A 12416-nucleotide genomic window follows, 5' to 3' on the forward strand; every position below is an offset into this window, starting at 1 on the left:
CGGTCTAACTCTGGATTTTCGGTCTAACTTTTTGCGGATTCGGTCTAACTTTTTGCGGATTCGGTCTAACTTTTTCATGGTTCGGTCTAACTTTTCCTCGCTTCGGTCTAACTCTGGATTTTCGGTCTAGCTTTTCACGGATTCGGTCTAACTTTTTCATGGTTCGGTCTAACTTTTCCCCGCTTTGGTCTAACTTTTTCGGATAGAACTAGTTATTACCGGATATTTGTGGTTCCATGGTTCGTTCCTATTTTTATTTGAAACATAATAATCATGATAGATTTTGTGAGCGGGTCGTTCATAGTACAGTCCTTGACCAGTTCCTTTTCCAACGGGATTGAAGTTCATTTTTATTAATAAGTTTCGGATTAACTTGCGATCCTCCACTTTCAGGAACCAGCGGCATTGCTCGTTGGTCATGGTTGGGCCGAAGAGCAGGAAATAGTCGAGAATCATTGGGATGTGGGCGGTCCTGTCGGTTGCGCCGCATTGGACGCAGTGCCAAGTGGCAAAGGCGCGTTTCATGGTGTAGCCTTTGCAGCGGGGGCAGCGCACGCCGCGCCGAACGGTTTGGGGATCAATTTTAAATTGGGCGAATACATTGGGAACGGAATCCGCGTGCGCGGCAAGGAGTTGTTGCTCGATTTGGAGCAGTTTTTCTGAAGTCAATTGCTGTGGCAATTCTTGAATCAGTCGGGAAATATGGGATGGGATTTGCTCCGCGTGGGTCACGCATGTGGCAACGTTTTGGAGATGGCTGGGATTTTCAATCATCGTGGCGTTGTTCGCTATTGCCACTCGAGGTTTGACCGCCAGTTTTGGGAATTGCCTGGCGGCGATCCAATGGGTCAAAAGCGACACGTGGCGCTGCACTTGAATCAGGGGATTGCGCAGGCCTTCGCGGCGATTGCCCAGTGTTCGGATCAGCTGACCATCCGGGAGAAAGGTCAGGGTTCCTGAATAATTCTTCGCTTCGAGGCAAGCGGCAAAGCGTTGAGTCAATAAAAACGCGTCGATTTGAAACGTGTTGTGCAAGGTGCTTAGGCCAAGGTCATAAAAGATGCGAACCGATTCGTCTGGGAACATGCTGAGCCGGAAGGCCAGTTCCTGCTCGCCACGCCAACCGGCTTGTGCTCGAGCTAAATCATCCTCGATCGTCGCGTGCTCCGGTATGCCGCGCGGTAAGTGATCGAGCAGGGCCTGATCAGCAAGCAATCGAAACGGAACATATTGCGGTTTCACAATCAATGAGCATCCTTCCTTTCTGTCGAATAATTTATATTTCGACAGCGTTTTCATTTTTCCTTCCTGTTCGTTCTATGATAAAATTTTCTCGGAAAGGTTTATAAAAAAGGGGCGTGTTTCTATGGATCAGGGACAGGAAAAATTTTACCAATACATCCTTGCGCGTGTGCCGGAGGAAAAGCAGGACGCTGCCAAGGCTTTGCTTAGCGAGAGTTTTCAAAAACAGGCGGACGGAAGTTTTGACCAGGCATACCTAACGCATTTCGCTGCGACAATCACCCCGCTTCTGCAGCCGGGCCATGTGCAAGAGGTCGTGGCCATCATGAAAAAATTCGGGACGAATTTTACAAAATAAAAAATGGCCTCAGGAAACCGGATCAAAATCCAGTTCCTGGGAGCCATTTTTTAATGCATAAATACGCCGCCGATCAATAGGGCGCCGGCGATCACGAGCGCCGGATGGAGTTTGAAGCGCTGCATCAGGACGAAGCTGGCGGCGCCGATCAGGATCATCGGCAGCCAGCCGGATGCGGCCTTGGCTGTGGCGAAAAAGTTAAAGGCCATCATGCCGAGCATGACGACGATGATCGGCCGGATCAGCATCGTTAGCCGTTTGACTTTTGGCGAATCTTTGAATTTGTAAAGGATTTGCAGCAGTACAATCAGCAGAATCAGCGAGGGCGCGATTGTCGCGAATAGCGCGATCAGCGAACCGGGCACGCCGCCGACCTCGTAGCCGATGTAGCCGGCCAATTGCGGCGCGATCGGGCCGGGCAGTGAGTTGCCGATCGCCAGCACGTTGCTGAATGTGCTGACCGTCATCCAGTGGTAATGGCCGACGACTTCGTTCTCAATCAGCGGAATTGAAGCCGGACCGCCGCCGTAACCGAGAATGCCGGGGATAAAAAAGGCGAGAAAAAGATGCCAAAGGACCGTCATTGGGCACCGCCTTTCCGCGCGCGGACGGGTTTAATCAGCACGTAAAGTAGGGTCGCGGCAATCAGAATTGGCGGCTCAACATGGAGCACTTCCATTAAGATGAAGCTTGCGGCAACGAGGAGCAGGCTGACAATCCAGCCGAGTCCTTTTTTGGCGCTCGAGAGAAAGCTCCAGGTGAGCTGCGCCATCAATACACCGACGACCGGTAGCACGGCATGGGTCATGCCTTGGACCCAGCGCTCTTTTTGGAACGCGGTGAGGAAGCCGAGCAGCACAATCATCACAACCACCATTGGGCCGACGCAGGCGAGCAATGCGATTAGCATTCCGGCCCATCCTCTGATTTTCCAGCCGATATACCCGGCGATTTTCGTGTTGACCGGTCCGGGCAACGCGTTGGCGATTGCGACAACATCGCCGTATTCCTCGATCGTCATCCAGCCGAACCGTTTCACGACTTCGGCCTCGATCAGCGGAATCGCGGAAGGCCCGCCGCCGAACGTCAGTATGCTCGAGCGGAAAAAGGCGATGAAAATATCGCGGATCCGCGGTCTTGCTTTTTCTTGAACAGTCATCGAATCAGCCTTTCAAAAATGAGTTTACCAATCAATCATAACAGGATTTTGAAGAATCATTGCGTCTAAAATGTTCGATTAAAGAATCTTTAAAAAGTAGTGCGACAAAAGGACATTCTCCGATGCGGAGAATATCCTCTTTTCCAAACATCCGATTCAATAAACTTCTTTTACTGCGCAGCCGGCATATAATCGTTTGCCGCTGACGCAACGGCGTTCGGTTCTTTATTGGTGAAAAGAAACAGGATGCCGCCGATAAAGAGCAGCGCACCAGAAATATAAAAGCCGATTTCAAGATGACCCGTCATATCTGCAAAGTAACCGGTAATGTATGGAGCAAAAATCGATGAAACCATTCCCGCGAAGTTAAAGATGCTGTACGCCCGTGAATACATAATCGATGGTGTATTCTCAGCAACATAGGATACGAGAATCGGATCCAGTGCTAGTTTGCCAACCAAACCGTAAATGACGAGGCCTGTAATCATCAAAGAGTAATTCTGGGTATACGGAATGACAATCTGACAAACCGCGCCGAGCAGTGCCAGGAAGAGAACGAGCGGTTTTTTATTCGTTATTCTATCGGACAGATAACCAAAGAAAATGGCGCCGGGAATCGAGGCCCAAGGAACCAACGACGAAATGATACCCGTCTGTGTCCCGCTGACTCCTCTGACCGTTTGCAAATAGTAGGGCAACCAAGTCAGCATGCCAAAGAATCCATACAGTGAGCAGAAAATAAGGATATAGGTAAAAATATGATTGCGGCTAAATAGGATTTTTAAATCAACTTTTTGCTGCTTCACCTTAACTGTTTTCTTCATTTCTGGACGCGTATCTTTGATAAAGACAGCAATCAAAATGGCGACAATTGCGGTTAGAACACCGAACAGAAAGAAGGAATATTGCCAGCTCTTATGAAGGGTGAAGGTCAGGTAACTCGATACGATGAAACCTGCCGATATCCCGAGTGCCATCCCACTGTTGATAATCGCCGACGACAGGCCGCGATATTTCTTCGGCAACGCTTGCGAGGAAATCGCGTATTGCGGTCCGTAGTAGCAACCTTCGCCTAAACCAGTCACCGCACGGACAATCAGGAACAAGCCTAATCCAGAAACGAGGCCGCTAAAGAAGGTCCCAACGCCGAATAAAATATAACCTGCAACAAGAACTTTCACCCGGCCAAAACGATCAGCAAGAAAACCAGCTGGAATCTGCATTAGCGCATAGGTCGTAAAAAACACGGTGGACATCAGGCCAAGCGAACTTTTTGATAGATGCCAATCGGCTCCAATGACACTCATAATTGGTGAAAGTATATTTCTGTCTGCATACATAAACGCCCAGCCGAGAGAGAAGAGAACCGTAATCAGAACATAATTTTTTTTCGTCAAATCAAATTGCCTCCTTGTATTGGTTGGTGCATTTTCAGATTGTTCTCCTTCTGTTTCTCTCTGTTTACTTTCTATTACCATGCAGCGACAACGCCGTCTGCCCGCGACTCTGTTCCACCAACAAGCACGCCGGTTTCGTTGTTGCGCCAGATAATTTGTCCTCTGCCAAAAGAATTCCGATCGAGCGCCATCGACATATCGTGACCGCGTCTGGCTAGCTCCTGTGCGACGGCGATCGGAAAGTCGGTTTCTACCATCACTTTTTTGTCGTGGGTCCATTGCCAGCGCGGTGCGTCAAGCGCCGCCTGTGGATTAAGATGGAAATCAATCGTGTTGGTGACGACCTGAAGCTGTCCTTGCGGCTGCATATATTCGCCCATTACGCCGAATGGACCCACAGGCTGACCGTTTTTCGTAAGAAAACCCGGCATGATCGTATGGTACGTCTTCTTGCCTGGTGCGAGGCAGTTTGCGTCTCGCTCGTCTAGCGAAAAATCAAAGCCGCGGTTCTGCAGTGAGATCCCTGTCTTCGGGATAACAATTCCTGATCCAAAGCCTTTAAAATTGCTCTGGATATAAGAAACCATATTTCCTTCCGCATCAGCCGTGGCGAGATAAACGGTCCCGCCTTTCGGCAATGTTCCGGCTATTGGCTGCAGCGCTTCATGGCCGATCAACTGTGCGCGGGCAAGGCTATGCGCCCGTGAAAGCAATTGCTCCACTTCATTTTTCATCGCGTTCGGATCAGTGATATATTTTTTCCCATCTACAAAAGCGAGTTTCAAAGCTTCGATCATTTTATGATAGGTTTCCGGCGAATCCTTGTGGCTCAGTTCAAAATGATTGAGGATATTCAGCGCCATGAGCGTGACCATGCCTTGCCCGTTCGGCGGCATTTCCCAGACATCATAGCCGCGGTAGTTTACAGAAATCGGGTCTATCCATTGCGGATGATAATTGGCCATGTCTTCTTTCGCAATGAAGCCCTGAAACTGTTTCGAAAAGCGGTCAATTCGTTCCGCCAATTCGCCTCTGTAAAATTCTTCAGCGTCAGATTCGGCAATTTTTCTCAGGGTCTCTGCCATCTCTTTTGACTGCCACATCTCTCCTGCCTGAGGTGTGTGTCCCTCTGGCGCAAACGTTTGAAACCAGTTGGCAAATTCGGGTCCTTTAAGACTTTTCTTAAAATCAACTGCGGCACGTTCCCAGTTATGCGCAACGACTGGGGAGACTGGATACCCGTTTGCCGCATAATCAACTGCGGGCTGCATCACTTCTTTGAGTGAGAGACGACCGAATTTCTTCACGCATGCCGCCCAGGCTGCCGGCGCACCAGGAACCATCACTGGCTCTAACCCGCGCATCGGAACCGCATCGAATCCTCTTTTTCGAAGTGCGTCCACCGTCAGCGCTTGTGGTGCGTTACCGCTGGCATTCAGCCCGTGCAATTTACCCTTGGTCCAAATCAGAGCGAAGGCGTCGCTGCCGATCCCGTTTGATGTCGGCTCGAGCACGGTCAACGCCGATGCGGCAGCAATCGCAGCGTCAATCGCGTTGCCACCTTTTTTCAATATCTCAAGTCCCGCCTGTGCCGCCAGTGGCTGCGCGGTGGCAACCATGCCTTTTCTCCCATAAACCGGAACTCTTGTTGCTTGATAACACGATTGATTAAAATGAAGCATCATCTGGCTGTCTCCCTTATTGGCAAAAGTCATTTGGAACGGCGCGCATCACCTCATTAAATTTTTGTTTAATAAGGCCTGACCGGTCAGACCAGTTAATGACTCTATTATAATCAATAATACTGAATTGTCTGATGTACTGTTAGATTATCTGACATATTTTTTACATTGCCTTATGGCTGAACTGAATTTTTCTCCAATAAACACTCTTGCAGTACTCTTCCATCTGCAATTGTCTCACCACTTTTTTTGAGCTGTTTCCTTCGAATTTTCCCATAAAAAAAGCTGCCCCACAGCCAATTCTAGGCCTTGGAACAGCTTCTCACTTTCGTCATGTTATTCTTCTATTGTTACTTGTTTGGACTGGCTTTCCAGGGGCGTGATTTCGGAGAGCATTTTTTTGTAATGCAATTGGACATCCTCGATGTGGCGCCGCATCAGGTTTCCGCTTTTTTCTTCATCCTCATTTTTTATGGCTTCAAAAATACTTGTATGATAGAAAAGTGCGTGCTCGGTATCATCGTTAATCGCCATTTCGATACGTACTTTTTTTGAAAAGCTAATGAGCGAATCATAGACACTAATTATAATTTTATTCTGCGTGGCATGGGCAATCGCATTATGAAATTTCAAATCCGGAACAATGATCGATGTCTGACGCTCCACGCACGTTTTCAATTCACCGACGGCTTCTTCAAGAATCATTAATGTCTCTTTTGTCCGTCGCCTTGCTGCCAGATATGCATTTTCTGTTTCGATACAGCGACGGAATTCAAGCAAATCGAGGGATGATTCGACATCGAATGCCGGCAATAAATTGCGTATATCAAACGCATGCTGATCAGTCGAACGATCAATCAGATAATTGCCCTTACCTGGCCTTTTTTCAATGATTCCGCGTTCGGTCAACGTTTGCAAGGCTTCCCTAACAGAGGAACGACCGACTTCGAGCATTTTTGCAATTTCGCGCTCCGATGGCAGTTTCTCGCCAGGCTTCGCGCGTGTCCGAATATAATCAAGAATAAATTTCTGTACTGTTTCACTGACGCCAATCAACTGGGCTGACTCCTTCTTCGCGCAGCGTTCGGAAATGATTAGCCACGGGGATAACGCAAACCAAGGCTTGCGCCTTCATACTATCAGACTATTATACATGGGCACCGGTGATTTGAATAGGACGCTTTTATCAACTGGTGTATCATTTTTATTTTTGAAAACATTTTTCCACAAAAGCCAGCAATTGCCGGTCGGTGCCGCGGCCGGAAATTAGCGACAGGCCGAGCGGTTTCCCGCCGACCATCAGCGGAATAGTGACTTGCGGCAAGCCGGATACACCGGCGATGCAGGTCAGCTGCATCGTCTGCGCGCGAACGCGTTCGGCTTGTTCGAGCGAGCCGTTTCTTGCTGGCGCCGGTCCGTAGGTTGTCGGCAAGATTAACAGCGCGCTATTTCCGAGAAATTCGTCCAGTTGTCTGCCGAACCTTTGCTTCTCTTCACATGCCGCGTGGAAGACAGCATCGTGTTTCATTTTTGACGCGGCCGCAAAACGTCCGGCGATGTCCGCGCCAAAGTCGGGTTGATGGGCTTCGACCCATTGTCCATGGTTTTCCCATGCTTCAATCCCTTGAATGATTCGGAAGGTTTCCGCGAGTTCTGCTGTCTTGACGAACGGTAAACTGCGCTTTTCAATCGGTTTTTCTTTTATTAATTGCGTAGCAAAGCGCAGCAAAGCTTCCTTTTCTTCTTCTGAGGCAACCAGCTGCCATGCCTCTTCCAAGGCATAAAAATTTGAATAGAATTTGACCGGCTGTTGCGGCAGGAGGCAATCGCCGACTTTTTCCAAAGTCGCCGCATCCCGCGCCATCCAGCCAACCGTATCATAACTCGGCGCAAGCGGAATCACACCGTCGATCGCGACCGCGCCATGGGTCGGACGGATGCCGAACAGGCCGCAATATGCGGAGGGAATTCGTACCGAGCCGCCTGTATCCGTGCCAATCGCGAAATCAACCAATTCGGCTGCCACAGCCACCGCTGAACCGCTTGATGACCCGCCGGAATATCCATCCGGGAAGCGCGGGTTGATCGTTGGCGGGTAGTGTTTGTTGTCCCCTTTGAGACTATACATCAGCTCATCAGTCACAGTCACGCCGCGCAGCGTTGCACCACTTTCAAGCAGCTTGCGAATCACAACCGCATCCTGGTCCGCCGCTTGATGCGTGTTCAGCCAGACCGGGTTTCCGGCACTATTGGTGTGCCCTTTGATCGCAAAAACGTCTTTTACAGCAAAAATAAGATTATCGAGCGGGCCACTGGCTACCGGCTCGATGTCCATATTATCTTTAATAAAAGCACCAAATATCTCGCCTTTGATGTTGCACACCCCATTTCTCTATCAGCACTGGTCAGACCGGTTTTGTTTATTATAGCATAATGCCTGTTCCATTCACTTATTATTTTGAAAATAAATACAAAGACATGTGCGGGGTTACTCTGGCGATGCTCGAGCCTACTCGGGCGGTAAGCTAAAAATCTGGAGACCGGAGCGAGGAAAATTTTGGCCGAACCGTTAATTAGTTAGACCGAATCCGCGAAAAGTTAGACCGAAAATCGGGAGTTAGACCGATCCAGGGAATAGTTTGACCGAACCGTTAATTAGTTAGGCCGAATTCGTGAAAAGTTAGACCGAACCATAAAATAGTTAGACCGAACCCACCAAAAGTTAGACCGAACCCACGAAAAAGTTAGACCGAAAATCGGGAGTTAGACCGATGCAGGGAATAGTTTGACCGAACCAGAAAATAGTTAGACCGAACCCACCAAAAGTTAGACCGAAAATCGGGAGTTAGACCGATCCAGGGAATAGTTTGGCCGAACCGTTAATTAGTTAGGCCGAATCTGCGAAAAAGTTAGACCGAAAATCGGGAGTTAGACCGATGCAGAGAAGTTAGGCTCAATCGTAAAAACCGAGCTAAGCCGAGGAATAGTTGCTCCGAAATTAGAAAAAGTTGCTCAAACGAGGCTAGAATTGTGCCATTATTGAGGCTTCTGAACACTGAGATGGTGAAAAGTATTCGAACAATGAAAACATGCTTTTAAACATTCAATTGGAACGTTCCGCGATCGCGGAACGACCATTTTTCAAAAAACCGAAGTTCGAGCGTTGGACCAAACCGAGCAACTGTCGCTCCTAATTCGAGCGTTGCGTTTTAAATCTAGCAAAGCCCGATCTGAATCTAATTTATTAGTAGCAAATCTTTTTTATGGAAAAGCGAAAAGAGCAGCTGCCGGCCTGTTTAAGTGCCTGAGCTGCTGCTCTTTTTCTATTAAATTTAGTTACCTGAGCTAGTGCTATCCGTTTGTCCTTGTTCAACAGAGGAGCCTTGGCTTGGTCCACCCTTGCTGTTTGGTGTGGTGGAGCTTGTGCTGCTGCTTGTTCCTTGCATTTTTTCAGAAGCAGACGGTGTTGCTGTAGTTGTCTGCGTGTCTGATGCAGCGGTTGTGACATCAGCGGTTCCTTTGTTCATGTAAGACACTGGATTGACGGGAACGCCATCCTTGCGAATTTCAAAATGCAGGTGAATCGCCATGGCCTTGTTAAAGTTTTCCGTGCCGGCTGTGCCAATCGTTTCGCCTTGATCTACCTTTTGGCCGAGTGTGACGTCGCTGGTTGCTAGACTTTGATAGAGTGTTTCAACGCCATTTGCGTGTTTCAATGTGATCGTGTAACCGAGCAGCGGGTCTTTCTTGGCTTCAACAACTTTTCCGGATAAGGCCGCTGTGACCGCAAACGTTTGATCATTTTTCGCGCCAATGCAAATGCCTGTATTTTGGACGAAGGTGTGATTATAGTTTACGAGAGCGGCTTCCTGTTCCTGTTTCGTGCCTTTCGGGTCGTAGAATGGCTGGACGACCTGGGTGTCTGAGCGCACAGCCGGCCATTCAAAGACTTCATCGGCTGCGGTCATCGTTTTGGACGGTTTGTCCTGATTAAAGACGACACGATTTTGTTCCTCATTCTGCTTTGCTTGTTCTGCGCCCCGCATCTGGAAGAATAGCACACCGGTGAGGACCAGTGCTGCCACACAGAGATATAAAGCGGGATAGAACCAGCGCCGTTTTGCTAGCTTTCGCAGACCGGACAGTTCTTTTTCCTGCGATTTCTTTTGATTATTGTTTTCTGTCAACTAGTATCACCTCAGCAATCATTGTGATCAGATTGCGAGGGTTCTATACATTCCAGGTGTATTTTTTTTGATAATTTTCTATTTTTGTTGTTTTTATGTGATAGGTTCGAATCGTCGGGCCGATTCGCTTCCTCATTTTCGTGCGAGCGCGGTTTGGGCCCGTAGCGTCAGCGTTGTCACTTTTGTGCCGCTATAATAATGGGTGACAATCTGATTGGCGTTTTTACCGGCTTGTGCCATTCCCGCAGCTCCGTATTGACTCATGCCGACATCATGACCGCTGCCGATTGATTGCGCGATGATCGTGTCGCCCTGGCGCGTGAGTGTGAAGTCAGTAGAACTGAGCGCCAGTTTCTCGCGAATCTCGCGTCCGGTGAATGTCTTGCTGCCAATTGCGAACCGTGCCACATGTCCGGTCCCTGTCCATTGAACAACTTTTCCAATCGCGCCGTCCGAAGCACTTAGTGAGACGCCTAATGCGGCGGCCACAGTGTCTGTACTCATTTTTTTCGTATTCTTATATTTTGGCGAGGCTTTATCCCAAGGACTCGCGACTGAGCGTAGATAGGGCACCGCATGCGACCAATAGTTGCTGGCGTCTTCGGTACGACCGTTGCTCGTAGAAAAGAACACGGGTGATATCAAGCTGCCTTGATAGGTTATGACTTTATTATTCGTCGCCTCGACCGCTTGGGTGATTTTCTTAATCCGCCAGTCGTAATCTTTGCCCCAAATCTTTTTCAGCTCGGGCAGACTGTGGTAGACCTGATTCTCAACTGTATCAGACACGCGGGCATTGGGGTTATTCATCAGCTGCGCAAGGATGTAGGTGCGGGCGGCAAGCGCCTGGGCTTTCAGCGCTTCAATTGGAAACTTCGCCGGCATTTCCGAACCGACGACACCGATTAAATAGCGATTTAGGTCGACCTGTTCTGTCACTCCGTTTGCTGCGCGGTACACGGCAACAGTAATGGGCGCAGCCAGGTCGGCTGGTTTCGCGCTTGATTTACCGACTGTCTGACCGATGATTGGCAGATGTAGCTTTTCGGTCTGATGCTTGAACGGCAGAACAATCGCTGCCGGAATGGCTAGGATGATTAAGGCGAAGACGAAGAGGGTCAGAGCGGTTTTCTTCATTGGCGCGTCCTCCAACGGCAGAGTTTTATCGCTCTATTAATATGACAAGCCGCGATTTACTAGAACGCGGCAACAAGAAAAACCTAGAGGTGGAGGTTGAGCGAATGTGCGATTCAATGAAGCGAGACGAGGGATAAATCTCGGTCTTATTTTTTGATGGTTCGGTGCGACTTTTCTCAAAATTCGGTGCAACTTTTCCAAATTTCGGTGCAACTTTTCCAAATTTCGGTGCAACTTTTCCAAATTTCGGTGCAACTTTTCAAGGAATAGGCTTAATTTTTGAACTAAGTCCCTTCCCAAAAGGTTGGCCTTAAAGAGGTCCATTGAAAAATGGTCGTTCCGCGACCGCGGAACGTTCCGATTGATAACGCAACATGCATTTTTAGTGTTTGGGATCAAGCTGCCTCAGAATTTAGTAAATAATCGGTTTCACCTCTGAGCTTCGGCCTAACTTTTGCCGGGTTCGGCCTAACTTTTTTCAGATTTGATGCAATTCCTGAATTTCGGTGCGACTATTGCTTGATTAGGAGCGACTTTTCCGAATTTCGGTGCGACTTTTGCTCGATTAGGTGCGACTCCTGAATTTTGGTGCGACTTTTGCTTGATTAGGAGCGACTTTTCCGAATTTCGGTGCGACTTTTCCTCGATTTGGTGCGACTCCTGAAATTCGGTGCGACTTTCCTCGATTTAGGTGCAACTTTTCCGAATTTCGGTGCGACTTTTCCTCGATTTGGTGCGACTCTCAAAATTCGGTGCGACTTTCCTTGATTTAGGAGCGACTTTTCCGAATTTCGGTGCGACTTTTCCTCGATTTGGTGCGACTCCTGAAATTCGGTGCGACTATTCCTTGATTAGGAGCGACTTTTCCGAATTTCGGTGCAACTTTTGCTCGATTAGGTGCGACTCCTGAATTTTGGTGCGACTTTTGCTTGATTAGGAGCGACTTTTCCGAAATTAGGAGCGACTTTCGCTCGATTAGGTGCGACTCCTGAATTTTGGTGCGACTATTGCTTGATTAGGAGCGACTTTTCCGAATTTCGGTGCGACTATTGCTTGATTAGGAGCGACTTTTCCGAATTTCGGTGCGACTTTTGCTCGATTAGGTGCGACTCCTGAATTTTGGTGCGACTTTCCTCGATTTAGGTGCAACTTTTCCGAAATTAGGAGCGACTTTTCCGAATTTCGGTGCGACTTTTGCTCGATTAGGTGCGACTCCTGAATTTTGGTGCGACTTTCCTCGATTTAGGTGCAACT

At 48.6% G+C, this 12416-nt stretch carries 10 protein-coding genes; 1 reads left to right on the plus strand and 9 read right to left on the minus strand.

Going from position 1 to position 12416, the window contains the following annotated elements:
* Window positions 1-189: 189 nt before the first annotated feature.
* Window positions 190-1242: a nuclease-related domain-containing protein gene (locus tag JOC27_RS13000; RefSeq protein ID WP_338062816.1), complete on the minus strand. Its 1053-nt coding sequence runs from the start codon at window positions 1240-1242 to the stop codon at window positions 190-192.
* A 124-nt stretch (window positions 1243-1366) separates the two neighbouring features.
* On the opposite strand from JOC27_RS13000, the gene JOC27_RS13005 reads away from it, so the two are divergent.
* The gene (locus JOC27_RS13005) at window positions 1367-1600 is read left to right on the plus strand and encodes a hypothetical protein (RefSeq protein ID WP_205007706.1); all 234 of its coding nucleotides are present in this window, start codon (window positions 1367-1369) and stop codon (window positions 1598-1600) included.
* A gap of 50 nt (window positions 1601-1650) precedes the next feature.
* On the opposite strand, the gene JOC27_RS13010 is transcribed toward JOC27_RS13005, so the two are convergent.
* The 8 genes from JOC27_RS13010 to spoIID all read right to left on the minus strand — a co-directional run bounded on the left by JOC27_RS13010 (window position 1651) and on the right by spoIID (window position 11162).
* Window positions 1651-2184, minus strand: coding sequence for a chromate transporter (locus tag JOC27_RS13010; protein ID WP_205007707.1), 534 nt, complete (start codon window positions 2182-2184; stop codon window positions 1651-1653).
* Window positions 2181-2759: a chromate transporter gene (locus JOC27_RS13015; RefSeq protein ID WP_205007708.1), complete on the minus strand. Its 579-nt coding sequence runs from the start codon at window positions 2757-2759 to the stop codon at window positions 2181-2183. Before JOC27_RS13015 ends, JOC27_RS13010 begins: the two co-directional genes overlap by 4 nt.
* A gap of 170 nt (window positions 2760-2929) precedes the next feature.
* Entirely contained in the window at window positions 2930-4099 is a 1170-nt protein-coding gene (locus tag JOC27_RS13020) for an MFS transporter (RefSeq protein ID WP_239530326.1), read from the minus strand.
* 131 nt (window positions 4100-4230) lie between these two features.
* Window positions 4231-5841 (minus strand): gamma-glutamyltransferase, encoded by a 1611-nt coding sequence (ggt, locus tag JOC27_RS13025; protein ID WP_415641018.1) that lies wholly within the window; start codon window positions 5839-5841, stop codon window positions 4231-4233.
* A gap of 333 nt (window positions 5842-6174) precedes the next feature.
* A complete protein-coding gene (locus JOC27_RS13030; protein ID WP_239530324.1) occupies window positions 6175-6894 on the minus strand; it encodes a FadR/GntR family transcriptional regulator in 720 nt (239 codons plus the stop codon).
* Window positions 6895-7042: 148 nt separating this feature from the next.
* Window positions 7043-8221, minus strand: a complete 1179-nt coding sequence (locus tag JOC27_RS13035; protein ID WP_338062815.1) for an amidase — start codon at window positions 8219-8221, stop codon at window positions 7043-7045.
* A gap of 949 nt (window positions 8222-9170) precedes the next feature.
* Window positions 9171-10025 carry a stage II sporulation protein SpoIIQ gene (locus JOC27_RS13040; RefSeq protein ID WP_205007710.1) on the minus strand — a complete coding sequence of 285 codons (855 nt, stop codon included), beginning with the start codon at window positions 10023-10025 and terminating at the stop codon, window positions 9171-9173.
* A gap of 132 nt (window positions 10026-10157) precedes the next feature.
* Window positions 10158-11162: a stage II sporulation protein D gene (gene spoIID / locus JOC27_RS13045; RefSeq protein ID WP_205007711.1), complete on the minus strand. Its 1005-nt coding sequence runs from the start codon at window positions 11160-11162 to the stop codon at window positions 10158-10160.
* Window positions 11163-12416 lie beyond the last annotated feature (1254 nt).

It is taken from the genome of Sporolactobacillus spathodeae, from assembly GCF_016908935.1.
In the GTDB taxonomy this organism is placed as follows: domain Bacteria; phylum Bacillota; class Bacilli; order Bacillales; family Sporolactobacillaceae; genus Sporolactobacillus; species Sporolactobacillus spathodeae.

Excerpts from the sequence above, each read along its gene's own strand:
- JOC27_RS13005 (WP_205007706.1), top strand. The coding sequence starts at position 1,367 with ATGGATCAGGGACAGGAAAAATTTTACCAATACATCCTTGCGCGTGTG.
- JOC27_RS13010 (WP_205007707.1), bottom strand. The coding sequence starts at position 2,184 with ATGACGGTCCTTTGGCATCTTTTTCTCGCCTTTTTTATCCCCGGCATT.
- JOC27_RS13015 (WP_205007708.1), bottom strand. The coding sequence starts at position 2,759 with ATGACTGTTCAAGAAAAAGCAAGACCGCGGATCCGCGATATTTTCATC.
- JOC27_RS13020 (WP_239530326.1), bottom strand. The coding sequence starts at position 4,099 with ATGTATGCAGACAGAAATATACTTTCACCAATTATGAGTGTCATTGGA.
- ggt (WP_415641018.1), bottom strand. The coding sequence starts at position 5,841 with ATGATGCTTCATTTTAATCAATCGTGTTATCAAGCAACAAGAGTTCCG.
- spoIID (WP_205007711.1), bottom strand. The coding sequence starts at position 11,162 with ATGAAGAAAACCGCTCTGACCCTCTTCGTCTTCGCCTTAATCATCCTA.